This window comes from Hydrogenophaga sp., from assembly GCF_026125785.1.
Classification (GTDB): Bacteria; Pseudomonadota; Gammaproteobacteria; order Burkholderiales; family Burkholderiaceae_C; genus Hydrogenophaga.
This window is the reverse complement of sequence record NZ_JAHCKL010000003.1, coordinates 80,629-107,370: the sequence shown is the minus strand read 5'-3', so window position 1 is coordinate 107,370 and position 26,742 is coordinate 80,629. Positions and strand designations below refer to the sequence as shown.

Here is a 26,742-nt window from a genome sequence, read left to right as displayed (position 1 = left end):
AAGGCTCTTGCGCAAGCCCTATTCGGCACTGCTCTGCTGCAGCGCCCACATGCCCGCGTAGACACCGCCTCGGGCGAGCAGGTCGGCATGCGCGCCGCGTTCCACGATCTCACCGTTCACCAGCACCAGGATTTCGTGGGCGTCCACCACCGTGGACAGGCGGTGAGCGATCACCAGGGTGGTCTTGTTGCGCGCGGCGCTTTTCAGTTCGGCCTGAATGGCGCGCTCGTTGGCCGAGTCGAGCGCCGAGGTGGCTTCGTCGAAGATGACGAGGGGTGGGTTCTTGAGCAAGGTGCGGGCGATCGCCACACGCTGCTTTTCACCGCCCGACAGCTTCAGGCCCCGCTCCCCCACCATGGTCTTGTAACCCTGCGGCAGCCGTTCGATGAACTGGTGGATGTGCGCAGCCTGGGCGGCACGCACCGCGGCCTCGTGGCCGGCGTCCGGCTTGCCGTACAGGATGTTGTATTCGATGGTGTCGTTGAACAGCACCGTGTCCTGCGGCACGATGCCTATGGCCTGCCGAAGGCTGGCCTGGGTCACGGCCTTGATGTCCTGGCCGTCCAGCGTGATGCGGCCGCCTTCGTCTGCGTTGCTCACGTCGTAGAAGCGGTACAGCAGACGCGCCAGCGTGCTCTTGCCCGATCCCGAGGGGCCGACCACGGCCACGGTCCTGCCCGCCGGTATCTCGAAGCTGACGCCATGCAGGATTTCCCGCGCCGGCTCGTAGGAGAAACGCACGTTCTCGAAGCGCACCACGGGCGGCCCCGCCAGCACCAGCGGTTGCGCCTCGGGTGCGTCGGCCACCTCGCGCTCCTTCTCCAGCAGCACGAACATCTTGTCGAGATCGGTCAGGCTCTGCTTGATTTCCCGGTAGAGCACGCCCAGAAAACCCAGCGGAATGTAGAGCTGGATCATGAACGCATTGACCATCACCAGGTCACCCAGCGTGAGTTCGCCGTTGGCCACGCCCTGCGTGGCACGCCAGAGCATGAGTACCAGCGCCACGGCGATCACCAGTTGCTGCCCGGCATTGAGCATGGACAGCGTGGTCTGGCTCTTGATCCGCGCGCGGCGCAACCGCTCCAGCGCCTCGTCGTAGCGGCGCGCTTCGAAAGCTTCGTTGTTGAAGTACTTGACGGTCTCGTAGTTGAGCAAGGAGTCGATGGCGCGGCTCTGGCTGGTCGACTCCAGCTCGTTCATCTGGCGGCGGAACTTGGTGCGCCATTCGGTGACCGTCACGGTAAACACGATGTACAGCACCAGCGCCACCAGCGTGATCCAGACGTAGCCCATGTCGAAGCGGGTACCCAGCAGCACCAGCACGAAGCCCACCTCGACCAGGGTCGGGAAGATGCTGTAGAGCGAATAGGAGATCAGCGACTGCACACCGCGCGTACCGCGTTCGATGTCGCGCGTCATGCCACCGGTCTGGCGCTCCAAGTGAAAGCGCAGCGACAGCGCATGCAGGTGACCAAACACCTGCAGGGCGATGCTGCGGGTGGCGCCCTCGGTGGCCTTGGCGAAAATCAGTTCGCGCAGCTCGGTGAACACGCTGGTGGACAGGCGCAGCAGCCCATAGGCCAGCAGCAGGCCCAGCGGCACCACCAGCAGCGCGGTCGCGCTGCCCGGCGGGAGGGTCATGGCATCCACCAGTTCCTTGAGCAGCAGCGGCACCCCGACGTTGGCCATCTTGGCCACCACCATGAAGGCCAGCGCCAGCACCACCCGCACCTTGTACTGCCACAGATAGGGCAGCAGGCGCCTGAGCGTGGCCCAGTCGGACCGGGGGGTGGACGGTGCGCCCGACGCTCCCGTGGGGGCGGGCAGAGCGATGCCCGAAGGGGCGGAGGATTCTCGGCGCATGCAGGACAATGGGGGCAGTACAGGCCTCAAGATTGTGCCCATGTCCAACGATTCAAGTTCGAACGCGTTTTCCACCCTGCCCGACGACCACCGGGAACTGGTGCTCAAGGTCATTCCCATGCCCGCCGACTGCAACGCCAATGGCGACATCTTCGGCGGCTGGGTGATGGCGCAGGTCGACCTGGCCGGCGCGGTACTGCCCGCGCGCTACGTGCGCGGCCGCATGGCCACGGTGGCGGTGAACCAGTTCATCTTCAAGCAACCGGTGCGCGTGGGCGACATCCTCAGCTTCTTCGCCCACGTCACGCGCGTGGGCCGCACCTCCATCACGGTGATGGTGGAGGTGTTCGCCGAACGCTTCCTGACCCAGGGCCAGTACGTCAAGGTCACCGAAGCCAGTCTGACCTATGTGGCGATCGACCTGGAGGGCCGGCCGCGGCCGATTCCGCGCGATGGCCTGGAACACCTCTCGGCTGCGATGAAAGGCTGACCGTCCGGTGCATCAGGCCGGCGCCCAGCGTTCGCGCCAGGCCTGGTAGATGTGGTCCGCCAGCGCTTCGCTCCCCGCCTGGTGGTGCCGCGTGGCAGCCCTCATGCGCGCCGGATCCTGCACACTGTCCGGGTACCGCCCCACGGCGTCGGGGTAGACCGCACCGGGATGGGCCAGCCACTCGTTGATCTTGTCCGGCGTGATCTCGATGTGGAACTGCATGGCCAGGTGAGGACCGATGGCAAAGGCCTGGTGCGCACACGCCGCCGACGAAGCCAGCAGTTGCGCCCCCGGCGGCAGCGTGACAAAGCTGTCGTAGTGCCATTGGTAGACCGTGGCCTGCGCGTCCTCTCCCAGCCAATGCCGCGCCATGGCACTGTCGCGGCGACGCATGGGCAGCCAGCCCACCTCGGGCTGGGGCAGGCGTGCCACCCGGCCGCCCCAGGCGCGCGCCATCAGTTGCCCGCCCAGGCAATGCCCGATCACCGGCACCCCCAGCGCGTCCGCCTCCCGGATCAGCGACTCGGCCTGGCGCAGCGAGGGCCGGTCGTCGTTCGCGCTCCACTCGCCGCCCAGCACCGCCAGCGCGCGGTAGCCACGCACACTGGCCGGATAGGCCTCCCCGGCTTCGGCGCAGCGCACCTGCCAGGGGATGCCCCGGGCGTCCAGCCACCGGCCAAGGTAGCCGGGTGGATCTTCGAGGGTGTGCTGCAGGACCAGCACCTCGGCGGGAGGTGGGGAATGGGGGCCTTCCTGGGTCATGGGGTGATCATAGGAAGGTCGGTGGGGTGGTTTTCATGGGCCGTTGGCCCCCTGCCAGAGAAGAACCGGAAGACCTCAAAACCGCCCATGGCGTCCTTCCCCCGCCGAGAAACGCCGAGCCCCCTCCAGCGCATCGGGTATGCGCTCTCGCCCCCGCGCCCACTCCTGGCGCAGCGCCTCGCCCAGCGGCAGGTCCCATTGGCGCAGGGCGCTCTCTCGGTCGGCGCGCATCGTGGCCTGTGGAAAAGCGGCAAGCTGCCGCGCCAGCGCGATCGCGGCATCGCGCGCCTGTCCGCTCGGCACCACGCGGTTGGCCAGGCCCATCTGCAAGGCCTCGGCCGCCTCCACCTTGCGGCCGGTCAGGATGAGGTCCATCGCGTGGCCCATGCCGATCAGGCGCGGCAGGCGCACGGTTCCCCCGTCGATCAGCGGCACGCCGAAGCGGCGGCAGTAGACGCCGAAGTAGGCGTCCTCCTCGACCACCCGCATGTCGCACCACAGTGCCAGCTCCATGCCCCCGGCCACCGCCGCACCGCTCACCGCAGCCACCACGGGTTTGGTCAGTTGCAGGCGCGAGGGTCCCATGGGCCCCAAGGCGCGCGCGTCGTCTGCGGCGAAATCCAGGTCCAGCCCGCCGGTGTCGCCCCCGGCCGCCAGCCGCGCGCCGAACTGCAGGTCCCAGCCGGCGCAGAAGTGGCCGTGTGCGCCGTGGAACACCGCCACGCGGGCCTGGGCGTCGTCTTCGAACGCCAGGAAGGTGTCGTACAGCGCGCGGGCGGTCGGGCTGTCCACCGCATTGCGCACCTCGGGGCGGTCCAGCGTGACCACCCAGATCTCACCCAGCCTGTCCGTCGTCACCGCATCCGTCATCACCACACTCCCATGCGCGGGTTGTTCAGCACCTCGTCGAGTTCGGCCTGCGTCACCTCGACCTCCATGCGCAGCAGGGCCCCAGCCATGGCCTTGCCCAGGTTGTCCAGCCGCAGGTTGCGCGCGCCACCGCCCTGCAGCGCGCCGCGCAGCACCAGCTTGATGGCCAGGATGTTCGGCAGCGGCCACCTGTCCACCTGGCCGGGCAACCAGGGCGCGAAATGCGCTTGCACGCGGGCCACCGTGACCTCGCGCGCCAGCACGCGGTAACCGGCCTCGTTCCAGGCAAAGAGCCCGAAGTCGACCCAGTCGGCCTTGTCGCCGCTGCGCGCGTGCGCCAGACGCACCAGCGGTACGCGAAGAAGCGGGCTCATGCTGGCTCTCCCGCCCAAGTCACCGTCACAGCGGGCTCGACCAGCGCGCGGGGTATCAGCGTGGGCCAGATGCCCAGCAGTTCGCTGGTGTTGTGCAGTCCGGTGAAGCCGCAGGTGTAGGCCGGCCCGCTCAGCCCCATCCAGGGGAACAGGCGCCCAAAGCCGTCGGCGGCGGACTTCTCGGCGGTGCGCAGCACCAGCCGCGTCCAGATCTCATTGGCCTGGTTGAGCGCGTCGGCCGCCGGCATGGGGGCGAGGGCCCCGTGCGCGGAGTTCAACCCCGGGTACTCCACGTACAGCTCTTCGTGCGGAATGCGCCGCTCTTTCAACAGGGTGCGGATGGTGGCCTGCGCGGCCTGCGCCTTGTCCCAGGCATCGGGCCATGAGAAACCCCAGGTGACCTCGGCCTTGAAGCCATCGCTGAAGCCGGCCACCACCTTGAGCATGTCGCTCGGTGCCGCGCCACGCGCACCGGTGAGCCGCACGCGGTCGCCCCCCTCGTCGATCAAACTGATGGCGCCCATGTCCAGCACCACATCCGGCGAGTGGTAAGCATGCGGGTCGTGCACCTCGTAGAGCAGTTGCTGGCGCACGGTGTCGAAGTTCACGCGCCCCCCGGTGCCCGGCGCCTTGGTGAGGAGCGCACTGCCGTCCTCCCAGACCTCGGCGATGGGATAGCCGATGTGCGCGAGGTCGGGGATCTGCCGCCAGGCACCCTGGCTGCCGAAGTTGCCGCCACTGCCCTGGCCGGAGCACTCCAGCAGATGGCCCACGGTGAGCCCCTGGGCCAGGCGGTCCAGCGCCTGCGCGTCGCGAGCGCCCCGCAGCGTCCAGCCCAGACCATGCACCAGCGGCCCGAGGAACAGCGCGGCGTCCGCCACGCGGCCGGTGATCACGATGTCGGCGCCGGCATCGAGCGCGTCCACGATGGGCTGCGCCCCGAGGTAGGCGTTGCCGAACACGAGCCGCTCGCGCACGCGCGCGAGCGGCTCACCCGTGAACAGGTGTGCGAAGTCCGGCGTGTCGGCCTCAGCGGTGCCCAGCAGACGCGGCAGCACGTCGTCGCCGCTGACCACGGCGATGCGCGCTGTCCAGCCACGGGACGCGAAGGCAGCCAGCACGGCCTGCGCCGCCCCGCCGGGGTTCAGCCCCCCCGCGTTGCAGACAAAGCGCACGCCACGCTCGCGCATCAGCGGCCAAAGCCGCAGCAGCATGGGCACCACGTCGCGCGCATAACCCAGCGCGGGATCGCGCTGCCGGTCTTTCTGCAGGATGGCCAGGGTGAGTTCGGCCAGGTGGTCACTGGCGATGAACTGCACGCCGCCGCGCTCGATGCTCGCCACCACGGGTTCCCAGTTGTCGCCATAGAAGCCCAGGCCCGCGCCGATTCGTATGGATTTCATGTCAATGGTCTCTGCCGCACCGAAGGTCGGCCGGCTGCGTACGAAGAAGTGCCCTCCGCCGCGCGGCGCGCAGGGGATGTTTCATCTTCATATCACGTGAGCGACTCAGGATGGGGGACAACCCCTAGCGCCAGTCCCGGGGAGGACAGCTATAACTTGGCTCAGCGTCTGGCCACGCCGCTACGGCCACGACAAGAATATTAGGAGACACGTGTGCAACTGCTGCAGCTGCTGATCAGCGGCGTGGCCCAGGGCTGCATCTACGGCCTCATTGCCCTGGGTTTCGTGCTGATCTACAAGGCCACGGAGACGGTGAGCTTCGCCCAGGGCGACCTGATGATGGTGGGCGCGTTCTTCGGGCTGGCGGCCATGACCATGCTGGGCTTTCCGTTCTGGCTCTCGGTGCCGGCGGCCATCGTGGCCATGGGCCTGTTCGGCGTGGCCATCGAACGCGTGGTCATCCGCCCCATCCTGGGCCAGCCTGCGTTCTCCATCGTCATGCTCACCATCGGCGTGGGTTATCTGCTGCGCGGCCTGATCACCATGATCCCTGACATAGGCACCGACACGCACACCCTGCCTGTGCCCTACGCCAACGAGGTGCTGCGCCTGGGTGAACTGGTGGTGTCGGCCGAACAGGTGGTGGTGATCGGCTCCACCGCCCTGCTCTGCGGCCTGTTGTTCGCGATGTTCCGCTACAGCAAGCTCGGCATCGCCATGCAGGCCGCGTCGCAGAACCAGCTCGCGGCCTACTACATGGGCATCCCGGTCAAGCGACTCAACGGCCTGGTGTGGGGCCTGGCGGCGGGCGTGGCCGCCGTGGCCGGCCTGCTGCTCGCGCCCATCACCTTCGTGCACGCCAACATGGGCTTCATCGGCCTCAAGGCCTTCCCGGCCGCCGTGGTGGGAGGCTTCGGCAGCCTGCCCGGCGCCATCGTGGGCGGCCTGATTATCGGCATCGTCGAGGCGCTCTCCGGGTTCTACCTGCCCGAGGGCTTCAAGGATGTAGCGCCCTATGTGGTGGTGCTGCTCATGCTGGTGCTCAAGCCCAACGGCCTCTTCGGCGAGACGCTGAGGAAAAAAGTATGACGCGCCCACCACGCTGCCAGAACCGGCCGGCCGCGCCGGGCGCCGAAGGCACTGCGGGAAGAGGATTTCTGGCATGAGATTCCTGTTCAAGACCGACTACGACCAGGACATCCGGCTGGCCAAGCACGGCGGTCATGTCTTCTGGTACGGCCTGCTCTGCCTGTTTCTGCTGGTCGCGCCCTGGATCGTTGCGGAGTACTGGCTCGCGCAGCTCACCTTCGTGCTGATCTACGCCATCGTCGGCCTTGGGCTGATGCTGCTGGCCGGCTTCACCGGGCTGTTCTCGCTGGGCCATGCCGCCTTCCTGGGCGTGGGGGCCTATACACAGGCCATCATGGTCAATGCCGGCGTGCCTTTCCCCCTGGCGCTGGCCTGCGCGGGCCTGCTCTCGGCGGCGGTGGGCATGGTGGTCGGCCTGCCGGCGCTGCGCGTCAAGGGCATCTACCTCGGCATGGCCACACTGGCCTTCGGCTTCATCGTCGAAGAGGTCATCGCGCGCTGGGAGCACCTCACCGGCGGCAACGCGGGGCTGATGGTGAGCTACCCCGCCCTGTTCGGCTGGGAGCTGGACTCGACCAACGAGTTCTACTTCCTGTGCCTGACCGTCACTGTGCTGGCCACGCTGGCCATCGTCAACCTCATGCGCAGCCCCACCGGCCGCGCCTTCGTCGCCATCCGCGATTCGGAGATCTCGGCGCAGAGCATGGGCATCCATCTCGCACGCTACAAGACGCTGTCGTTCGCGCTGTCCGCGGCGCTGGCGGGCATCGGCGGCGCGCTGTACGCGCACAAGATCCAGTTCCTCTCGCCCGAGCAGTTCAGCATCATCCAGTCCATCGACCTGCTGCTGATGGTGGTCATTGGCGGGCTGGGGTCCATCCACGGCGCCTTCCTCGGCGCCATCTTCCTCATCGTGATGCCGCAGCTCATCGCGCTGGGCAAGGACTTCCTGCCCGCCGCCATCGGCCAGGCCGCCGGCCTGCAGGGCGCGGTGTATGGGGCGGTGCTCATTGCCTTCGTGCTGTTCGAGCCCATGGGCCTGTACGGACGCTGGCTCAAGGTCCGCACCTGGTTCCAACTTTTTCCGTTCTACCGCAAGGGCATGTTCAAGCGGCAGAAATCCTTCCAGAAATCGGATCGGCTGAAATGAACCAGGTTCTCCTGTCGGCCCGGAACCTCAGTGTGCGCTTCGGCGGCGTGCTGGCGGTCAACAACGTGAGCTTCGACGTGAAGAAGGGCGAGGTGTTCACCCTCATCGGCCCCAACGGCGCGGGCAAGACGACGGTCTTCAACCTGATCAGCCGCATCTACACACCGACCACCGGCACCATCGACTACGAAGGCCCGGACGGAACCCTGCGGCTGACCGAGCAGGCGCCGCACCGCATCGCCGGCCTGGGTATCGCGCGCACCTTCCAGAACATCGAACTCTTCGAGCACGCCACCGTGCTGCAAAACCTGCTGATCGGACGCCACACGCACCGGCGTACCGGTCTGTGGAGCGAGATCCTTTTCACGCGGCGCACCCGGGCCGCCGAGATCGAGGCGCGCGAGAAGGTGGAACACGTCATCGACCTGCTGGACCTGCAGCACCACCGCGAATCCATGGTGGCCGGCCTGCCGTACGGCGTGCGCAAAGTGGTCGAGCTGGCGCGCGCCCTGTGTACCGAGCCCCGGCTGTTGCTGCTCGACGAACCCTCCTCCGGCTTGAACGTGGAAGAGACCGAGGACATGGCATTCTGGATCAGCGACATCAAGGACGAACTGGGCATCACGGTGCTGATGGTGGAACACGACATGAGCCTGGTCTCCAAGGTGTCGGACCGTGTGCTCGCCATGAGCATGGGCAGCGAACTGGCCACCGGCACGCCGGCCGAGGTGCAGAGCGACCCGGGTGTGATCGAGGCCTACCTGGGCAGCGTGGACGATGTCTCCAGCCTGCGCCGCGAAACGCCCCTCAGGAAGGTGAACGCATGACGGTCGCGACCACAGACGCCCCCGTGCTCAAGCTGTCCAACGTGGAGAGCGCGTACGGTCCGATCAAGGCCATACGCGGCGTCAGCCTGCAGGTGCGCCGGGGCGAGATCGCCACCGTGCTGGGCTCCAACGGCGCGGGCAAGACCACCATCCTCAAGACCATCAGCGGCATCATCGACCCGCGCAAAGGCAGCATCGAGTTCAAGGGCGAGGACATCACCGCCCACGACCCCGCCTTCATCGTGCAGCAGGGCCTCTCGCATGTGCCGGAAGGCCGCGAGGTGTTCCCGCTGCTCTCGGTGCGCGACAACCTGCTCATGGGCGCCTACACCCGCAAGGACCGCGACGGCGTGGCGCGCGACATGGAGTCCGTCTACGCCTATTTCCCCATTCTTCGGGAACGTGCACTGCAGGACGCCGGCCTGCTCTCGGGTGGCCAGCAGCAGATGCTGGCCATCAGCCGCGCCCTCATGGCCGACCCGGACCTGATCCTGCTCGATGAGCCCAGCCTGGGCCTCTCACCCAAGCTCACCAAGGAGATCTTCGAGATCGTGGTGCGCATCAACCGCGATCGCGGCACCACCATTCTGCTGGTCGAGCAGAACGCCAACATGGCCCTCAACGCGTCCGACTACGGCTACGTGCTGGAGAACGGCCGCATCGTGATGGAAGACACCTGCGCCCACCTGCGCGAGAAGGACGACATCAAGGAGTTCTACCTGGGCATGAAGGAGGCCGGCGTGCGCGCCGACCGGCGCTGGAAAAAGAAGAAGAACTGGAGATGAGAGGTTGGACGTTCGGCGTTCGGCGTCGAGCGTCTTCCCCACCTACCGCCCAACGCTCAACCCCCACCCACCATGACCTACCTCTGGGACCTCTCTCACATTCAGCCGCAGACACGGATCGTGCTGGACGGCGACACCATTCCAGCCATGTTCTGGAATGGCGTGAAGGCGCGCGGCGACACGGTGTGGCTGAGGCAGAAGGATTTCGGCATCTGGCGGAGCTGGACTTGGAACCAGACCGGTGAAGCGGTTCGCGAGATTGCGCACGGGCTGATGGCGCTGGGCTTCCAGCCCCGGGAAACCGCCTCCATCCTCTCCAACACCACCATCGATTGGGTGCTGTGCGACCTCGCGGTGCTGTGTGCCGGCGGCGTGTCCAATGGCATCTACCCCACCGACGCCGCCGAGCAGGTGCAGTACCTCTGCGAGGACTCGCGCACCACGGTGCTGTTCGTGGAAGACGACGAACAGCTGGACAAGACGCTGGAGGTGCGCGAGCGCCTGCCCCTGTTGCGCAAGATCGTCGTCAGCGACATGGATGGCCTGCGCGAGCTGGACGATCCGCAGGTCATGAGCCTGCAGGCTCTGCGCGAACTGGGGCGTGAGCACCTGCGCGTGCACCCGGACGAAATGGCCGCGCGCGTGGCCGCGGTCAGGCCCGACGACCTGGCCATCCTGGTCTATACGTCGGGCACCACCGGCAAGCCCAAAGGGGCCATGCACAGCCACCACGGTCTGGTCTACACCGTGCGCGGGTACAACGCCATCCTGCCGCGCTACGACAGCGACGAGTGCATGTGCTTCCTGCCCCTGTGCCACATCGCCGAGCGCATGGGCGGTGAGTATTTCTCGCTCTACACCGGTGCCCGGCTCAACTTCGTGGAGAACCCCGAGACGGTGCCGGAAAACGTGCGCGAGATCGCTCCCACGGTGTTCACCGCCGTGCCCCGGGTGTGGGAGAAGTTCTACTCGGGCGTGATGATCGCGCTCAAGGAAGCCAGCCGGCTGCAGCAGGCCGCCTATGGCTGGGCGATCGGCGTGGGCCAGCAGGTGGCCGACCGTGTGATGGCCGGGCAGACCGTGCCGGGCAGCCTGAAGTTGCGTTTCCGGTTGGCACGCCTGCTCGTGCTGGACAACGTGCGCAAGCTCATTGGCATCCACCGCTCGCGCTTCCTGGTCACGGGCGCGGCGCCGATCTCACCCGACCTGGTGCGCTGGTACCTCGCGCTGGGCGTTCCCATGCTGGAGGTGTGGGGCATGACGGAGACCTGCGGGGCTTCCACCGGCATTCCGGCCCAACGCATCAAACCCGGCAGCATCGGCCCGGCCGCCGCCTACAACGAGGTGCGCCTGGACCCGCAGACCAGCGAGATCCTGGTGCGAGGCCCCAATGTGTTCATGGGCTACCTGAACCTGCCGGAGAAGACCGCCGAAACCATCGACCCCGATGGCTGGCTGCACACCGGCGATGTGGGAACGGTCGATGAGGAAGGGTTTTTCCGCATCACCGACCGCATGAAAGACATCATCATCACCGCAGGGGGCAAGAACATCACACCCAGTGAGCTGGAGAACGAGCTCAAGTTCTCCCCCTACGTCACCGACGCCGTGGTCATCGGCGACAAGCGGCCCTACCTCACCGTGATCATCATGATCGACCAGGAGAACGTGGAGAAGTATGCGCAGGACAACGACGTGCCTTTCTCCAACTACGCCAGCCTCACCCGCGCGCCCGAGGTGCAGGCCCTGATCCAGGCCGAGATCGATCGAGTGAATGCCAAGTTCGCCCGCGTGGAGCAGATCAAGAAGTTCTTCCTGCTCGACACCCAGCTCAGCGCCGAAGACGAGGAACTCACCCCCACCATGAAGCTCAAGCGCAAGCTGGTGCAGACCAAGTACGCACCCCAGATTGACGCCATGTACGGGGCATAGTCAGTCAGCCACCCGAAACCGATCCAACCAAGGAGACAAGCACCATGAAAACCGGATTGACACTGATGGCGGCGGCCGCCGCATTGGCGGCAGGCACCACGGCGCAGGCCCAGACCCAGGGCGTGAGCAAAGACGAGATCGTGATCGGCTCCATCCAGGATCTCTCGGGCCCCATCGCGGGCTTTGGCAAACAGGTTCGGCTGGGCATGCTGCTGCGCGTGGACGAAGCCAATGAGCAGGGTGGCATCAATGGCCGCAAGATCCGGTTGTTGGTGGAAGACTCCAAGTACGACCCGCGCAACGCCGTGCTGGCGGCCCAGAAGCTCGTCAACCAGGACAAGATCTTCGCCATGGTGGGCCACATCGGCACCGCTCAGAACATGGCGGCCATGCCGGTGCAGTTCCAGAAGAACGTGGTCAACTTCTACCCGATCACCGCCGCGCGCCAGATGTACGAGCCATTCCACAAGCTCAAGTACTCCTTCGCCGCCACCTACTACGACCAGATGAAGATCGTCACGCCCCTGCTGGCCAAGGAAAAGGGGGCGAAGAAGGTGTGCAGCATGTACCAGGACGACGAGTTCGGCCTGGAGGTCAAGCGCGGCGCGGAGGATGGCCTCAAGGCGGCGGGCATGAGCATGGCGGTGGAGACCACCTACAAGCGCGGCGCCACCGATTTCGCCTCGCAGATCCAGAAGCTGTCCTCCGAGCAGTGCGATCTGGTCGTGCTGGGCACCATCATCCGCGAGACCATCGGCGCCATCGCAACCGCCAAACGCCTGGGCTACAACCCCACCTTCGTGGGCTCCAGCGCCGCCTACACCGACCTGATCCACAAGCTGGGCGGCCCCGCGATGAACGGCTTCTACGCCGCCATGACGGTGCAGCACCCCTACCTCGACTCGGCCTCGCAACCTCTGCGCTTCTGGGCCAACAAGTACCAGACCAAGTTCAATGAGGACCCCACCGTGTTCTCGGTCTACGGCTACGGTTCCATCGACGCCTTCATCCGCGCCGCGACCAAGGCGGGGCCCAACCTGACCACCGACAGCTTCATCAAGGCCATGGACACGATGAAGATTCCGCCCGACATCTTCGGCAGCGCGGAAATGACCTTCAGCCCGACCAAGCGCCTGGGCAGCAACGCCTCGCGCCTGTCGCAGATCCAGGACGGCCGCTGGAAAGTGATCTCCGAGTACATGTCGCCCAAGGACTGACGCACGAAGGATTGAGAGGGGCAAGACGGCCTGCCGCCATAGGGTCCGACAGACCGCCTTGCTTTTGCGCGACCGTCAGCACCTCGTGTGCTGACGGTTTTTTTTGCCTGGCGACCGCCCGCGCTACCACGCGCACAGCAGATGCGCCCGGTGCACCGCCTGCGTGCCATTGGCCGCTCGCAGCTTGCGGCGCGCGTTGTCCGAATGCATGCGGAAGGTGCGCTCCGAGCAGTCGAGCCGCAGGCTGGCCTCGGCACCGGTCAGGCCCGAAGCCAGCGCCTGCAGGGCCTCGCGTTCGCGCGCGCTGAGCGGACATATCTCACGCTGCACGGTCTCGCGCCATGTCGGCCAGGCACGCAGCACCTCCAGCGCCGCGCCATCGCGTCGGCTATCGGTGACACAGGCACTGGTGCTGCAGAGCAGGAAGTCGTAGCTCGCCGTGGCCGCCACCGGCACACGCACGACGAGCGCATGCCGGTACCCCAGGTCCTGCAGAAAACCCTGCCAGGGCGGTGGCGCGGACAAGGCATCGACCGACGTCACCAGTTCACCGCCGGGCATCGCGCTTCTCAAGACCTCGTGCGCGTGGTGGAACAGCGGCGCGGAAGTGGCCACCGCCAGCACGCGCTGCACCGGCCCCTCGCAGGCGGACAGCACGTCCGGGCGGGCCATCGCCAGCGCCGAATAACCGTGGCAGCGCACACGCCCGAGCAGGGACCGGGCAACGCCATCCAGGCAGCCGGCAGGCGGCATGCGCCCGGGTGCGGCCTGGTCCAGCAGCCGGTGGATGCGGGCGGTCACGTTCGGCGGGCGAATCAGCGCCAGACAGGCCGGCGTCAGCCGCCATACCTCGTTTTGCTGGTTGCTCGGATAGGCCACGGTGCGGCCCGTGGGCTCGAACCAGCCGCTGCGCTGGCCGACCTCCTCCACGATGGTCTCCGGATCGTCGAAGGTGAGCGCGACGATCTCATGGAACAGGTCCACAGCCAGGCCATGCCCCTCGGGCAACGGCTCGCTCACAGGCATCCACACCTGGCCTCCGGGTCGCTCCAGCCAGACATGCAGGCCAGCATGGTCCTGGCGGGCCACGAGGGTGAATTCCCGTTCGTCCAGAACGAAAGGCCGCGCGGCCCTGCCCGCGGCGACACTCATTCCCCGGCCACCGCCAGCGTCAAGGGCGCAGGCACCGTCAAAGCCATCCCGTCGGCTGAGAGATCGAACACCGCGGCGAACACCTCCGGCTCCGTGGCCGCCAACGCCTGCAGGGGCGACAGCCTCGGCGGCAAGCCGTCGAACACCGCCGCCAACTCCACATTGGGCAGGGCCCTGCATTCGCGCACCCCTTGCACGGTACCGGGCGCGACACCCATTTCATGCAGGCAGTCCGCGAGATCCCGCAGACTCTGCACCGTCTCGATCTGCACCCAGATCCACTGGCCTTCGGCGGACACTCCCAGAACGCCCAGGGGATCCCCCACCACCACATGCGCCACCAGCCCCATCGTGGAGAGGCGTCCCGTCAATGCGGCGGCGATTTCCGGGCGGGACAGCAGTTGCTCCGAGCACGCGGACAAACCCTCCGCCAACCGCCGGCCCCGGATCTCCAGCGCCCGCAGGCTCTGCTCATGCAGCATGCCGACGAGGTGCTCCACAAGGCACGGGGTGTTCTTGCTCAGGAAGGCGTCGATCGCACCCTCGTTGACAGCACGAATGGCCAGGGCCGCATCGGCCACGCCTGTAAGCAGCACCCGGCGCAACACGAAAGCATGGCAGTGGCGCGCGCAAACGGACACACCCGACTCCGCAGGCATGGCGTGATCCGACACCAGCACACCCGGAATTCGGTCGCTCCCTGTCCAGGCCAGGTAGTCCAGAGCGCAGCGCAGGGCGCCACGGCTCCCTCCATCCACAACGGCCCCCAGCAGCCGCTGCTCCTCGGCCAAGTCCTCATCCAGACGGGACAGCCGGGCATCGAGCTCCGCCGGGTGCGTGAAAAGGGACACAGGAAATCGCTCGGGGATGAGCAACGACAGCGTGTCCAGGAAACGCTCGTCATCGTCCAGGAACACCACTGCGGTGGTGGTCTTCAGCAAGGGCAATCGCATGCTCCGTCCTCGGTTCCGGGTGGGTGACACGGCGCGGAAAGACATCCGCAGCCACCTGGCACGGGAACGCCCCGGAGGGTTCCGGATCACCCGGAACGGAGGCATCTCCCTGCATGTGGCGATGGATTCTCTTCACGTCCATTGGTCGCGACGTCGCCATTCCCCACTTGCCTCTCGATAGGAACAAAACATGAATAAACATCAACGAAAAGATGTTCAAGGGGCATAGATGCGGCACGAGGAGCCGATCAGCGTGGGTGCGCCGACCCTACCCACCCGGACAGGTAGACCCGATAAACCCCCGGGGGTTGAATGAACTTCCGTTCGCCAGGAGTCCGAGATGTCCCAGCCCAGCACCCTCCCCGCCCACGCCGAATCACGTACGGCCGTCGAGTTGCTTCACATGCTGCGTGTGCGTCAGGCCATGTTGGCCTTGCTCGGAGAACATGGTCTTCGTCAAGACATGGAGATACGGCAACGCATATGCCAGGCACAGGACCTGGATGGCCTGTGGCACCTGAGGCAGGATCTTGCGCAAATACTGTGCCTCCTGCAGGGAGAGGTGAGAGCCATGCAGGCCGTGCTCAATCTGACACCGCTCTTCACCGGCACGCCCCCGGTCGACCTCAAGCACAAGCGCGCTCATGAGAATCAAGGGCTTCGAGTTTCATGGTCCTCCCTATTGAAGCGCCTGGCCCGCAGCCTCGTGCCGACTGCACACAAAAAGCGTCGTCTCTCAGCGACGCCTCGCGCAGCATTCTGAGAACGCGAGAAAGTCAGCAGCCCATCGCCGCCCCAGGTTGGGCGAAGACTTCGAAGAACTCCGCCATCCCCTTTTGGGCATGACCCTGAAAAACAGTGGCGGTTGAGGTATTTCAACCCGCTGGCTGCAGCCGTCAGAAAATCTGGTCTGCAATCCCATTGGCACGATGCCTTGCCCATGTCGCTCCCCATTCACCCATCCCCGCCCACCGCCGCGCTGCTGGCCGACGTGCTGCTGACGCTGCATGTGGGCATCGTCGTGTTCGTGGTGGGGCTGCTGCCGCTGGTGCTGGCTGGCGGCGTGTTGGGCTGGCAGTGGGTGCGTCGTTTCGGCCTGCGTGCGACACATCTGGGGTTGATGGTCTTCATCGCCGTGCAGGCCTGGCTGGGCCAGTTGTGTCCGCTGACGGTGTGGGAACAGGACCTGCGCCGCATCGCCGGCCAGGCGGCCTATGGCGAGAGTTTCATCGCGCACTGGCTTTCGCGCCTGCTGTACTGGCAGGCGCCCTGGTGGGTGTTCGTCGTGGCCTACACGGTGTTCGCGCTTCTGGTCGCGCTGGCCTGGTGGTGGGTGCGCCCCACCTCGCGCGGTGTTGGGCGCAGGACGGCTCAGGACACGATGTAGGCCCCGGCCCCGGTGCACAGCAGCTTGCCGTCCGCCGCGCGGAACTCCATGCGCGTGTTCGCCACGCGCGAGCCCAGGCGCAGCACTTCGGCGGTCAGGTCGAAATGCGTGCCCACGCAGGGCCGCAGGTAGTCGATGCGCAGGTCGATGGTGCCGAGCTTGCTGAAGCGCTGCAGGCGCTGCTGCGGGGGTTCGTCCATATGGCGGCCACCGATGGCGGCCACGCAGGCCAGGCCGCCCATGGCATCGAGCGCGGCGCTGACCACGCCGCCATGCACACGGTTGTGCAGGAAGTGGCCGATCAGTTCGGGCTTCATGGTGATGCGGCCGGTGACGCGGTCGGGCTTGATGCCAAGCACCTGCAGGCCGAGCACGCGGTTGAAGACGATCTTGTCCTCGAAGATGTCGCGCAGGCCATCGGCGAACTCGGGTTCGAATTCGACGGGATGCGGGGGGTGGGCGTTGGTCTTGCTCATAGGTTCCATTGTCTCGCGGCGAGCTCTTTCATGATTTCCTCGGCGCCACCGCCAATGGTCATGACCTTGACCTCGCGGTACAGGCGTTCGCTGACGGTGCCGCGCATATAGCCCATGCCGCCCAGGGTCTGCACCGCCGCGTCGGCGCAGAACTGCATGGTCTGGGTGGCGTGGTTCTTGAGCAGGCAGACCTGGGCCACCCAGTCGGCTCCGCCGTCGCCGGCGTCCGCGCGGTCAGCCAGTGCGTCCAGCCAGGCCTGGGTCGAGGCGATGCGCATGCGCATGTCCATCAACCGGTGGCGGATCACCTGCCTCTCGATCAGCGGCGCACCGAAGGTCTGGCGCTGGCGGGCCCAGGCCAGGGCTTCGTCTTGGCAGGCCTCGGCGAAACCCAACGCCATCGCGGCCAGGGCCAGTCGTTCGCCGTTGAAGTTGGCCATGACCATGCGGAACCCCGCACCTTCGGCACCGAGCAGGTAACGCACCGGGACGCGCACCGCGTCGAAACGCAGGTGGGCGGTGTCGGAGCAGAGCCAGCCCATCTTGCGCAGCGGACTGCGCGAGATGCCGGGGAGATCGCAGGGCACGACGATCATGCCGATGCCACCGGCGCCCTGGTTGGCTGGATCGGTGCGCACCGCCAAGGTGATCCAGTCGCAGCGCATGCCGGAGGTGATGAACACCTTCTCGCCGTCGATCACGCAGTGCGACCCATCGTCCGCCAGCCGCGCGGTGGTGCGCAGCGCGGCCACGTCGGAGCCGCCGCCGGGTTCGGTGATGCCCAGTGCCGCGATGCGTTCGCCGCGCAGCACGGGGGGAATCACCTCGGCCTGCAGTTCGGGGCTGCCATGCGCGAGCACCGGCGGCAGGCCGATGTTGTGGGTGAAGAGGCTGGCCATCACGCCGCCGCTGCCGCCGTGCCGGGCCAGCGTCTGCGACATGGCGTTGCGCGCGCGCCAGGTCGCGGGCGTGCCTCCCAGGTGCTCGGGGTAGCCCAGGCCCAGCAGGCCGAGCGCGGCGGCCTGCAAGTGCAGCTCGCGCGGAAAGGCGCCGGCCTCGTCCCACGCATCGACGTGCGGGGCGATGGCCTGCGTGGCGAAGCGCCGCACCGTGTCGACGAGCGCGGCGCGGTCCTCGGCGGTGAAGTGCGTGGCGCACAGCGTGTTCATGGCGCGAACGTCACCAGCAACTGCCCTGGCACCACCTGCTGGCCGGAGGCGACCGAGACACCTTCCACGCGCAGATCGCGCGGCGCGGCCAGGGTGTGTTCGAGCTTCATGGACTCGATGACGAGCAACGGCTCGCCTTTGGCGAGGGCCGCACCGGCTTGTGCATGCACGGCGATCAGGCGGCCGTTGAACGGGGCGCGCAGTTCGCGCGCGGCCGCGCCGCCACCGGCCCCTTCGCGCGCGGCCAGGCTGAGGTCGCGCAGTTCCAGCGTATGGGCGCCCGCCTGCACCTGCCAGCGCCCGGCGCCCAGTGGCACCGCGGCCACGGGCCAGGCGACGCCGTCCACCCACACGCGGCCGGGCGACACCTCTGCCCGCCACTCGCGTCCCGCCAAGACCACTTGCAGGCTTGCGGCACCGGTTTCGCGCAACACGGGTTCGAGCAAGGCCTCGCCGTGTTGCCAGCGCAGCCCGCGCGCGAACGGGCACGGCAGCGCCAGCGCGGGCGGCCGTTCGTGGAAGGTCGCCGCCAGCACGGCGGCCAGTACGGCGTCGGCCGGTGGGCTCAGGGCCGCGCGCACGGCCTCGCCCTGTTCGGCCAGGAAGGGAATGCGCGCTTCGCCGGCACGGAATACCGGATGGCGCAGGCAGGCGGCGAGAAAGGCCCGGTTGGTGGGCAGGCCCAGCAGCCGTGTGCCATCGAGCGCACACGCCAGACGGTCCGCCGCTTCGGTGCGCGTGGGTGCATGCGCGATGAGCTTGCCCAGCATGGCGTCGTAGTGAGGCGTCACCACGGTCCCGGCCTCCAGCGCATGGTCGAAGCGCAGGCCCGGGACGGGCGGTGGTGCGTCGAACCGGAGCACGCGGCCGGTGTGCGGCGTGTGGTGCTCGTCTTCGGCGCACAGGCGCACCTCGATGGCATGGCCCTGCAGGCGCACCTGGTCCTGCGTCAGCGGCAGCGGCTCGCCGCGCGCCACGCGCAGTTGCCATTCCACGAGATCCAGGCCGGTGAGCGCTTCCGTGACGGGGTGTTCCACCTGCAGGCGGGTGTTCATCTCCATCAGGAAGAAGGCCGGGTGGGTGAGGGCTTCGACAGGCTCAGCCCGAACGGGGGGGGTGGTCTCACCCCCATCCCAACCGAGTCCACCATCCGGGCCGAGCCCACCACCGTTCGGGCTGAGTCCACCACCGTTCGGGCTGAGCCTGTCGAAGCCCTCGCCCTCCCGTTCGACCTCGTCCAACAGAAACTCCACCGTCCCCGCCCCCACATAGCCCGCCGCCTGGGCCAGTGCCACCGCGCACCGGCCCAAGGCCTCTCGCAGCGCGGGCGAGACCACCGGACTGGGCGCTTCTTCGATGATCTTCTGGTGCCGGCGCTGCACCGAGCAATCGCGTTCACCGAGGTGGATGCAGTGGCCATGCGCGTCGGCAAACACCTGCACCTCCACATGCCGGGGCCGCAGCAGGGCGCGTTCGATCAGCAGGTCGGCATTCGCAAAGCCCGCCCGCGCCTCAGAACGCGCACTCTGCAAGGCAGCGGGCAATTGCGACGCCTCGGTCACCAGGCGCATGCCGCGGCCGCCGCCACCGGCCACGGCCTTGACCATGAGGGGAAAGCCCATGCGCCGGGCTTCGGCGACAAAGGTCTCGTCGCGCTGGTCGGTGCCAAAGTAGCCCGGCAGGCAGGGCACGCCCTGCGCCTGCGCCAGTGCCTTGGCCGCCGATTTGCTGCCCAGCGCGCGGATGGCGGCGGGTGGAGGACCGACCCAGGTCAGGCCGGCGTCGATCACGGCCTGGGCAAAATCCGCGTCCTCGCTGAGAAAGCCGTAACCGGGGTGCAACGCGTCCGCCCCGGTGGCGCGCGCGGCAGCCAGCAGGCGGTCCACGCGCAGGTAACTGTCGGCCGAGGCCGCGCCGCCGAGCGCGAACGCGACAGTGGCCTCGCGCACGTGCAGCGCGCCGGCATCGGGCTCGGAAAAGACGGCCACGGTCTCGATGCCCATGGCATGGGCGGTGCGGATGACGCGACGGGCGATCTCGCCGCGGTTGGCGATCAGGAGGCGCTTCATGTCTTGCCGCCCCCATCCGATCCGGCACCGGCCCGCGCGGGCTCCTGTGCCCACGGCGCGGGGTGCTTCTTCGCGAACGCCGACAGGCCGGCCGCCGCTTCCGGGCCGCGCAGGGCCGTGGCGAAGGCAATGGCGGCCTCATCGCGCAGGTCGGGCACGCGAACGCGCAGCCGCTGCAGCAGGCGCTTGGTGCTGGCCACCGCCGCGGGCGCAGCGCGGCGCAGCGCCTGCACGCGGGCACGCACGCTGGCGTCCAGCGCCGCCTCGTCCACCAGTTCGTCCACCAGCCCCACGGCCAGCGCTTCTTCGGCCCGCAGCACGCGCCCCTGCAGCAGGCACTGGCGTGCGGCGGCATCGCCCAGCCGCTGCCACACGAAGGGGGCGATCTGCGCCGGCGGCAGGCCCAACGTGACTTCGGGCGTGCCCAGGGTGGCGCGCCGGGTGGCGATCACATGGTCGGCGCAGCACACCAGGCCGAATCCGCCGCCCATCGCGGCACCGTCCACCACGCACAGCAGCAGTTGCGGCAGCTCGCACAGGGCATGGAGCAAGTCGCCATAGCCCCGGTTCAGTGCCACCAGCGGGTCTTCCTCGCCCGGCGCCAGCGCCTGGCCAATGGCGCTGGCAAAACCGCCCAGGCTGCCACCGGCGCTGAAGGCGCCGCCCGCGCCATCGAGCACGATGAAGCGCAGCGACGGATCCCGCTGCGCGCGCAGCGCGGCTTCGTACAGGCCCAGCACCATGGTGTCGGACAGCGCGTTGCGCGAAGCCGGGTCGTTGAGCGTCCAGCGCTCGGTATCGCCCTGACGGTCGACGAGAAAGGGGTCCACGCTCATCGCCCCGGCCTCTTGGCGATGCCCATGATCTTGGTGAGGATGCCCAGCATGACTTCGTCCGCACCACCGCCGATGGAGGCCAGCCGCCCGTCGCGGTACATGCGCGAGACCTTGTTCTCCAGTGTGAAGCCCATGCCGCCCCAGAACTGCAGGCAGGTGTCGGGCACGGTCCGGTTCAGGCGGCCGGCCTTGAGCTTGGCCATGGTGGCCCACTCGGTCACGTCCTCGCCGGCCACATAGTGTTCACAAGCCTGGTAGGTCAACGCGCGCAGCGACTCGACCTCGGTCTTGAGCTCGGCCAGCTTGAACTGCACCCACTGCTGGTCGGCCAGGGCGGCGCCAAAGAGCTTGCGCTCCTGCGCCCACTCCACCGTCCACTCGATGCAGTTGGAGAGGCTTTGCAACGTGCTCGCCGCGCACCACAGGCGCTCCTCCTGGAACTGCTGCATCTGGTAGATGAAGCCCGCGCCTTCCTGGCCGATGCGGTAGCGTTGGGGCACGCGCACTTCGTCGAAGTAGATCAGCCCGGTATCGCTGCTGTGCATGCCAATCTTGCGGATCTTCTGCGCCACCTCGATGCCCTTGACCAACCGCCCGTTCTCCCGCATGGGCACCATCACCAGGCTCTTGTTCTTGTGTGCCGGGCCATCGCTGGTGTTGACGAGCATGCACATCCAGTCGGCCTGCAGGCTGTTGGTGATCCACATCTTCTGGCCGGAGATCACGTAGTCGTCACCGTCCTTGCGCGCCACGCTCTGGATGCCGGCCACGTCGCTGCCCGCGCCGGGCTCGGACACGCCGATGCAGCCGACCGCCTCGCCACGGATGGCCGGCGCGAGGAACTGCGCCTTGAGCTCTTCCGAGCCGAAGCGCGCCAGCGCGGGCGTGGCCATGTCGGTCTGCACGCCGATGGCCATGGGCACGCCACCACAGTGGATGTGCCCCAGCGTCTCGGCCATGGCCACGCTGTAGCTGTAGTCCAGGCCGGCACCCCCATGGGCCTCCGGCTTGGTCAGGCCCAGCAGGCCCAGGTCGCCCAGGCCTTTGAACACCTCGTGCGCGGGAAAGATCTCGGCAGCCTCCCAGGCATCTACATGCGGGTTGATCTGCTCGTCGATGAAGCGCTTGAGCGTCTTCTGGATTTCACGGTGTTCGTGGGTGAACTGCATCTGCTGTCTCCTTTGCCATCCATCTTCCGCTTGGTCCGAGCCGGGCCGGTCCGGACAGGGTTCTGTTCCACCTACATGCGCGCCACGCCGAACTGCATGCGCCGGGGTTCGCGCGCGGCCGCCTCGGCACAGGTGTCCAGGCAGAAGGCCAGCACGGCACGAGTGTCGCGCGGGTCGATCACGCCGTCGTCCAGCACCAGACCACTGGTGTGGAAGACGTCGGCCTGGCTCTCGAACACCTGCACGATGTGGTCGAACTGGGCCTGCATCTGCACCGGGTCGGGTGCAATGCCCTTGCGGGCCATGCCCGCCTCGGCCACGATCTGCATGGTGCGCGCGGCCTGCTCGCCCCCCATCACCGCCGTCCTCGCCTGCGGCCAGCTGAACAGGAAGCGCGGCGCGAAACCGCGTCCGCACATGCCGTAGTTGCCGGCGCCAAAAGAGGCGCCGCACTGGATAGTGATCTGGGGCACCGTGGCGTTGGTGACGGCCTGGATCATCTTGCTGCCGTGCTTGATCATGCCGCCCTGCTCACTGTCCTTGCCCACCATGTAGCCGGTGGTGTTCTGCAGGTAGACGATGGGGTGGCCCAACTGGCACATCCACTGGATGAAGTGCGTGGCCTTGTTCGCGCCGGCCACGTCGATGGGTCCGTTGTTGCTGATGAGCCCCACCGCGTGCCCGCCAATGCGGGCCTGCACGCACAGCGTGGCCGCGCCGTAGAGCGGCTTGAACGCCAGCAGCCGGGAGCCGTCCGCGATACGGGCCATGACCTCGTGCATGTCCACCGGCTCGCGGTGGTGCGTGGGCATGAGGGCAAGCAGGTCATCGGGATCGCAGGCGGGGCCGGACGCCCCCCCGGCCTGTGGGGCTGGAGAAGCTTCGACAGGCCCCGTGCGAGCGGTTTCCCGCACGGAGGCCACCACCTGGCGCGCGATGCCCAGCGCCTCGCGGTCGTCCTGCGCCAGGTACTCGCCCAGGCCAGACACGGTGGTGTGCATCTCCGCACCGCCCAGTTCTTCTTCGGTCGCCACCTCGCCTGTCGCCGCCATCAGCAGCGGCGGCCCGGCCAGGAAGGCGCGCGAGCGGCCGCGCACCATGACGACCACGTCCGACAAGCCCGGCATGTACGCACCGCCCGCCGTGCCCGATCCGTGCTGCACGGTGATGACCGGGATGCCGGCGGCCGAGAGCCGCGCCAGGTTGCGGAACAGGGAGCCCCCGTGCACAAAGCCTTCGACCTTGTACTTGGTGAGGTTGGCGCCCGCGCTTTCCACCAGGTGCACGAAGGGCAGGCGGTTCTCCAGCGCGATCTCCTGCACCCGAAGGATCTTCTCCAGGCCACGTGGCTGGATCGCACCGGCCTCGATGCCCGAGTCGCTGGCCACCACCATGCAGCGCACCCCGGCGACGAAGCCCATGCCGGCCACGATGCCGCCGCCAGGCACGGACGTGCCAGGGTCCCGGGTGTCCTGCAGAAAGCCCGCCAGGGTGCACAGCGGCACATAGGGCGCACCCGGATCCAGCAGCAGCGCCACGCGTTCGCGCGGCAGCAACTGGCCACGCTTGTCGAACACCGGCTTCGACTTCGCCGAGGCCTGGGCGGCGCGGTCTTCGAGCGCGCGCAGTTCCGCCACGCGCGCCAGCATGGCCTCGCGGCGTTGCAGCGCTTGCGTGCTTTGCGGATTGAAGCTGGAGTCAAACCCGTTCACTTGTCGGTCTCCGGGGTGAGGCGTTCGAACGGGCCTGGCGGAGGGGCCAAGGCATGAAGCGGTGGCGGGTTTGCCAACACCTGGGCCAGGGCTTCGACAAGCTCAGCCCGAACGGGAGAGAGCTCAGCCCGAACGGGAGAGAGCTCAGCCCGAACGGGAGAGAGCTCAGCCCAAACGGGAGGGGGCGCAACTCGAACGGAAGGGGGTTCAGCCCGTACGGGAAAGGGCCTGACTCGATCGGATGTCGCTTCATTCCTGGAACACCTTGGGCGTGACGTAGCGGTGAAAACCATCGAACGGCTTCACGGCGTCGCGCGTCTGCGCGGCCTGCGGCGCGGCCACCTGGCCCCAGCCCAGGCGCACCTGCGGGCGCGCGCCGTCGACGCGCAGCACGCTGCCGCTGATGAAGCTCGCCGCGGGGCTGAGCAGGAAGACGATGGCGGCCGAGGTTTCCGCTTCGTTGCCGAAGCGGCCCGCCGGGACCGTCTCGCGCATCTCGCGCAGCATGGGTCCGGCTTCGGGGGGATAGTGGTCCATGCCGCTGGAGGCGATGTAGCCCGGCGCGACGGCGTTGACCCGGACGCCGCTGCGCGCCCATTCCAGCGCAGCGGTTTCGGTGAAGCTCACCATGCCGGCGCGTGCGGCGCCGCTGTGGCCCATGCCCGGCATGGAGCCCCAGATGTCGGCCACGATGTTGACGATGGCGCCGCCGCTGGCCTGCATGCCCTGCACGTAGCACTCTCGTGCCATCAGGAAACCGCCGGTCAGGTTGGTGTCCACCACGGCCTGCCAGCCCTTGGCGCTGATGTTCTCCAGTGGCGTGATGTACTGGCCGCCGGCGTTGTTGACCAGGGCGTCGATGCGCCCGTGCGCGCCCATGATGGCGGTGACCACGGTGCGCACGGCGTCCTCCTGCCGGATGTCGCAGGCGTGGAAGCTGGCGCGGCCACCATCGGCCACGATCTCCCCGGCGACGTCCTGCAGCTTGGCCAGGTTGCGCCCGACCAGCACGACATGGGCGCCCAGGCTGGCAAGTTCATGGGCGGTGCAGCGGCCAATGCCAGAGCCCCCGCCGGTGACCACCACCACACGGCCGGCAAAGCTGCCGGGTGCAAACACAGAGCGGTAGGCAGAAGGTGCGCTCATGGGCCGATGTCCTTCAGAAACAGCTTCAGCGCGGCGCCGGCCAGTTCGTCCAGGGAAGCGCGCGCGCGCGCCTTGGCGCTGCGGCCCGAGGGCGGCATGTACCACTGCGCCGACCAGTTGAGGGCGCCGAAGATCATGAGCCGCGCCAGCACCGGGTCGGCGGCGAGACTGCCCTGCGCGTGCAGCGCCTCCAGCACCGGAACCCAGGCGGCCTCGTACTCGTCCTTGAGGCGGTTGACCTCGCCGCGCTGCAGGGCGCTGATGGCGCGCCACTCGTACAGCATCACGGGAATGAAGTCGCTGTCGGGCCCGAGCAGCACGTCGAAGTGGTTGCGCACCAGCACCTGCAGGCGCTCCCGCGCCGAGGCATCTGCCGGCAACGCCCCCAGCGCGCGGTTCTGGCGCTGCAGCGCGCCTTGCATGCCTTCGAGCATCACGGCCGCCAGCAGCGCCTCCTTGCTCTCGAAATGGTAGAAGGGCGAACCCGAATGCATGCCCACGGCGGCGGCGATGCCGCGTGTGGTGGTGGCGGCAAAGCCTTGCTGGCGGAACAGGCGCGCGGCCCCGGCGATGAGCGCGCGGCGGCGGTTGCCATCATCGCGTTCGTCCAGGGTCTTGCGTGGCCGCCCGCGCGCGCGGCGCGGGGTGTTGGCGGGCGTGGAATCGACGGCTTGCACGGACATGCGCCGCACGATAGCAGCGCGCCCGAATTTAAGCAATCAAACGCTTGGCGAAAATATCCGGCACTGTCCCCTGCGCGTCTGGCGCCTCGTGCAGCAGGCGCTCGAGGATCTCGGGGATTTCCAGCAGCGCGCGGTTGTCGATGCGCCGCACGCTGGCGCGAAAGCCGTCCAGGTCGGCCAGCAGTTCGGCCACCGCGCGCTCGATGGTGCGCAGGCTGCGGTGCACCACGCCGAGGTGGTTCTCGCGCACCCACTGGGCGTTGTAGCGCTCCTGGGGCATGGTCCAGGCGTTGTCGGTCACGATCACCGGCAGGCCCTGGCGCACGGCCTCGCTCAGGCTGCCCGGGCCGGGTTTGCCGATGAAGAAATCGGCCAGCCGCATGCAGTGCGCCACCTCGCTGCTGAACCCCAGCACCAGGCGCGGAGCCCGCACCGGCAGCGCCTGCAGGCGCGCCGCCAGGGGCTTGTTGTGGCCACAGATCAGGATGAGCTGGGTGCCGCCTCCCAGCCGGCGCGCAATGCCTTCCATGGCCCGCGAGCCATGACCGCCGAACATCACGATGCCGGTGGGCCGCGTCGGATCCAGACCCAGGCTGCGCAGCGCCTGATCGCGGTCCAGCGGAGGCTGGCGGTAGAACTCGGGCCGGATGATCATGCCGGAGGTGGCGTGCACACGGGCCGGCGCATGGCCCATGGCCAGCGCCTGGGCCACCGCGCGCGGCGTGCCGCAGATGAGGTGCTGCGGCTGCTCGCGCTCGATCCAGAACCGGGGCGGCACGTCGGCCAGATCGGTGAGCACGGTGGCATACGGCACGCCAGGCAGTGCCGAGGCCAGGCTCTGGTAAAGCGCCCGGTTGAAATTGGGCACCAGGGAGACCACCAGGTCCGGTTCGGTGCGCAGCCAGTGCTGGCGCAGCCGGCGCACCAGGGCCGGGTGCGCCACGCGGATCAGGGTCTGCAGCACGCGCAGTTCCTGCGCCATGCCCAGGGTCCAGCCGCGCGCCAGGCGCTGGTTGTACCAGTCCTCGGGCGCGCGCCCGGTCACGCGGCGAAAGCGGCCCTGCGGGTCCAGCACCTCAAACAGGTTCACCAGCCGCACCAGCCAGGGGCGGCCCTGCTCGCGCAGGACGGCCTGCAGGGCGAGGGCGGAGGCGCGGTGGCCGCCGCCAGCGTTGAAATAGATCAGATCGACGGTCTTCATCGGCTGGGGCTGATGCGCCGGCCG

The 26,742-nt window shown here is 67.9% G+C and carries 25 protein-coding genes; 8 read left to right on the top strand and 17 right to left on the bottom strand.

Features of this window, described 5'->3' with window-relative positions; all coding sequences use genetic code 11:
* Window positions 1-18: 18 nt before the first annotated feature.
* Complete coding sequence (locus KIT53_RS04500; protein ID WP_297748301.1) at window positions 19-1,866, bottom strand: ABC transporter ATP-binding protein/permease; 1,848 nt, start codon at window positions 1,864-1,866, stop codon at window positions 19-21.
* A gap of 40 nt (window positions 1,867-1,906) precedes the next feature.
* Between KIT53_RS04500 and KIT53_RS04495 the strand changes: the two genes are divergently transcribed.
* A complete protein-coding gene (locus KIT53_RS04495; protein WP_297748299.1) occupies window positions 1,907-2,356 on the top strand; it encodes an acyl-CoA thioesterase in 450 nt (149 codons plus the stop codon).
* Window positions 2,357-2,368: 12 nt separating this feature from the next.
* On the opposite strand, the gene KIT53_RS04490 is transcribed toward KIT53_RS04495, so the two are convergent.
* The 4 genes from KIT53_RS04490 to KIT53_RS04475 form a co-directional block, all read right to left on the bottom strand.
* On the bottom strand, window positions 2,369-3,118 hold the full coding sequence (locus KIT53_RS04490; protein ID WP_297748295.1) for a type 1 glutamine amidotransferase: 750 nt from the start codon (window positions 3,116-3,118) through the stop codon (window positions 2,369-2,371).
* Window positions 3,119-3,193: 75 nt separating this feature from the next.
* A complete protein-coding gene (locus tag KIT53_RS04485) occupies window positions 3,194-3,988 on the bottom strand; it encodes a crotonase/enoyl-CoA hydratase family protein (protein ID WP_297748292.1) in 795 nt (264 codons plus the stop codon).
* The gene (locus KIT53_RS04480; RefSeq protein WP_297748289.1) at window positions 3,988-4,362 is read right to left on the bottom strand and encodes a hypothetical protein; all 375 of its coding nucleotides are present in this window, start codon (window positions 4,360-4,362) and stop codon (window positions 3,988-3,990) included. Before KIT53_RS04480 ends, KIT53_RS04485 begins: the two co-directional genes overlap by 1 nt.
* Complete coding sequence (locus KIT53_RS04475) at window positions 4,359-5,765, bottom strand: acyclic terpene utilization AtuA family protein (protein ID WP_297748286.1); 1,407 nt, start codon at window positions 5,763-5,765, stop codon at window positions 4,359-4,361. The genes KIT53_RS04480 and KIT53_RS04475 overlap by 4 nt, the downstream gene beginning before the upstream one ends.
* 213 nt (window positions 5,766-5,978) lie before the next feature.
* On the opposite strand from KIT53_RS04475, the gene KIT53_RS04470 reads away from it, so the two are divergent.
* The 6 genes from KIT53_RS04470 to KIT53_RS04445 all read left to right on the top strand — a co-directional run bounded on the left by KIT53_RS04470 (window position 5,979) and on the right by KIT53_RS04445 (window position 12,765).
* Window positions 5,979-6,854 carry a branched-chain amino acid ABC transporter permease gene (locus KIT53_RS04470; protein ID WP_297748283.1) on the top strand — a complete coding sequence of 292 codons (876 nt, stop codon included), beginning with the start codon at window positions 5,979-5,981 and terminating at the stop codon, window positions 6,852-6,854.
* Between the two features lie 73 nt (window positions 6,855-6,927).
* A complete protein-coding gene (locus KIT53_RS04465) occupies window positions 6,928-8,004 on the top strand; it encodes a branched-chain amino acid ABC transporter permease (RefSeq protein ID WP_297748280.1) in 1,077 nt (358 codons plus the stop codon).
* Window positions 8,001-8,831 (top strand): ABC transporter ATP-binding protein, encoded by an 831-nt coding sequence (locus KIT53_RS04460; RefSeq protein WP_297748277.1) that lies wholly within the window; start codon window positions 8,001-8,003, stop codon window positions 8,829-8,831. Before KIT53_RS04465 ends, KIT53_RS04460 begins: the two co-directional genes overlap by 4 nt.
* Window positions 8,828-9,616, top strand: coding sequence for an ABC transporter ATP-binding protein (locus KIT53_RS04455; protein ID WP_297748274.1), 789 nt, complete (start codon window positions 8,828-8,830; stop codon window positions 9,614-9,616). The genes KIT53_RS04460 and KIT53_RS04455 overlap by 4 nt, the downstream gene beginning before the upstream one ends.
* A gap of 72 nt (window positions 9,617-9,688) precedes the next feature.
* Complete coding sequence (locus tag KIT53_RS04450; protein ID WP_297748271.1) at window positions 9,689-11,548, top strand: long-chain fatty acid--CoA ligase; 1,860 nt, start codon at window positions 9,689-9,691, stop codon at window positions 11,546-11,548.
* Window positions 11,549-11,592: 44 nt separating this feature from the next.
* Entirely contained in the window at window positions 11,593-12,765 is a 1,173-nt protein-coding gene (locus KIT53_RS04445) for an ABC transporter substrate-binding protein (RefSeq protein WP_297748269.1), read from the top strand.
* A gap of 123 nt (window positions 12,766-12,888) precedes the next feature.
* Here KIT53_RS04445 and KIT53_RS04440 read toward each other — a convergent pair whose 3' ends face one another.
* The 3 genes from KIT53_RS04440 to KIT53_RS04430 form a co-directional block, all read right to left on the bottom strand.
* Window positions 12,889-13,917 carry a helix-turn-helix transcriptional regulator gene (locus tag KIT53_RS04440; RefSeq protein WP_297748267.1) on the bottom strand — a complete coding sequence of 343 codons (1,029 nt, stop codon included), beginning with the start codon at window positions 13,915-13,917 and terminating at the stop codon, window positions 12,889-12,891.
* The gene (locus KIT53_RS04435) at window positions 13,914-14,870 is read right to left on the bottom strand and encodes a hypothetical protein (protein WP_297748264.1); all 957 of its coding nucleotides are present in this window, start codon (window positions 14,868-14,870) and stop codon (window positions 13,914-13,916) included. The genes KIT53_RS04440 and KIT53_RS04435 overlap by 4 nt, the downstream gene beginning before the upstream one ends.
* Before the next feature lie 376 nt (window positions 14,871-15,246).
* Window positions 15,247-15,516 carry a hypothetical protein gene (locus KIT53_RS04430; protein ID WP_297748261.1) on the bottom strand — a complete coding sequence of 90 codons (270 nt, stop codon included), beginning with the start codon at window positions 15,514-15,516 and terminating at the stop codon, window positions 15,247-15,249.
* A 294-nt stretch (window positions 15,517-15,810) separates the two neighbouring features.
* Here KIT53_RS04430 and KIT53_RS04425 point away from each other — a divergent pair, with 294 nt between their 5' ends.
* A complete protein-coding gene (locus KIT53_RS04425; protein ID WP_297748258.1) occupies window positions 15,811-16,257 on the top strand; it encodes a DUF2784 domain-containing protein in 447 nt (148 codons plus the stop codon).
* On the opposite strand, the gene KIT53_RS04420 is transcribed toward KIT53_RS04425, so the two are convergent.
* The 9 genes from KIT53_RS04420 to KIT53_RS04380 form a co-directional block, all read right to left on the bottom strand.
* Window positions 16,242-16,733, bottom strand: coding sequence for a thioesterase family protein (locus tag KIT53_RS04420; RefSeq protein ID WP_297748256.1), 492 nt, complete (start codon window positions 16,731-16,733; stop codon window positions 16,242-16,244). The two genes, KIT53_RS04425 and KIT53_RS04420, sit on opposite strands and share 16 nt — an antisense overlap.
* Window positions 16,730-17,902, bottom strand: coding sequence for an acyl-CoA dehydrogenase family protein (locus tag KIT53_RS04415; protein WP_297748253.1), 1,173 nt, complete (start codon window positions 17,900-17,902; stop codon window positions 16,730-16,732). Before KIT53_RS04415 ends, KIT53_RS04420 begins: the two co-directional genes overlap by 4 nt.
* The gene (locus KIT53_RS04410; protein ID WP_297748250.1) at window positions 17,899-19,971 is read right to left on the bottom strand and encodes a biotin carboxylase N-terminal domain-containing protein; all 2,073 of its coding nucleotides are present in this window, start codon (window positions 19,969-19,971) and stop codon (window positions 17,899-17,901) included. The genes KIT53_RS04415 and KIT53_RS04410 overlap by 4 nt, the downstream gene beginning before the upstream one ends.
* The gene (locus KIT53_RS04405) at window positions 19,968-20,807 is read right to left on the bottom strand and encodes an enoyl-CoA hydratase-related protein (RefSeq protein WP_297748247.1); all 840 of its coding nucleotides are present in this window, start codon (window positions 20,805-20,807) and stop codon (window positions 19,968-19,970) included. The genes KIT53_RS04410 and KIT53_RS04405 overlap by 4 nt, the downstream gene beginning before the upstream one ends.
* Window positions 20,804-21,976, bottom strand: a complete 1,173-nt coding sequence (locus KIT53_RS04400) for an acyl-CoA dehydrogenase family protein (protein ID WP_297748245.1) — start codon at window positions 21,974-21,976, stop codon at window positions 20,804-20,806. Before KIT53_RS04400 ends, KIT53_RS04405 begins: the two co-directional genes overlap by 4 nt.
* Before the next feature lie 71 nt (window positions 21,977-22,047).
* Window positions 22,048-23,625 (bottom strand): carboxyl transferase domain-containing protein, encoded by a 1,578-nt coding sequence (locus KIT53_RS04395; protein ID WP_297748949.1) that lies wholly within the window; start codon window positions 23,623-23,625, stop codon window positions 22,048-22,050.
* A gap of 312 nt (window positions 23,626-23,937) precedes the next feature.
* Window positions 23,938-24,834: an SDR family oxidoreductase gene (locus tag KIT53_RS04390; RefSeq protein ID WP_297748242.1), complete on the bottom strand. Its 897-nt coding sequence runs from the start codon at window positions 24,832-24,834 to the stop codon at window positions 23,938-23,940.
* Window positions 24,831-25,517: a TetR/AcrR family transcriptional regulator gene (locus KIT53_RS04385; protein ID WP_297748240.1), complete on the bottom strand. Its 687-nt coding sequence runs from the start codon at window positions 25,515-25,517 to the stop codon at window positions 24,831-24,833. The genes KIT53_RS04390 and KIT53_RS04385 overlap by 4 nt, the downstream gene beginning before the upstream one ends.
* Before the next feature lie 28 nt (window positions 25,518-25,545).
* Window positions 25,546-26,718, bottom strand: coding sequence for a glycosyltransferase (locus KIT53_RS04380; RefSeq protein ID WP_297748237.1), 1,173 nt, complete (start codon window positions 26,716-26,718; stop codon window positions 25,546-25,548).
* Between the last annotated feature and the right edge of the window lie 24 nt (window positions 26,719-26,742).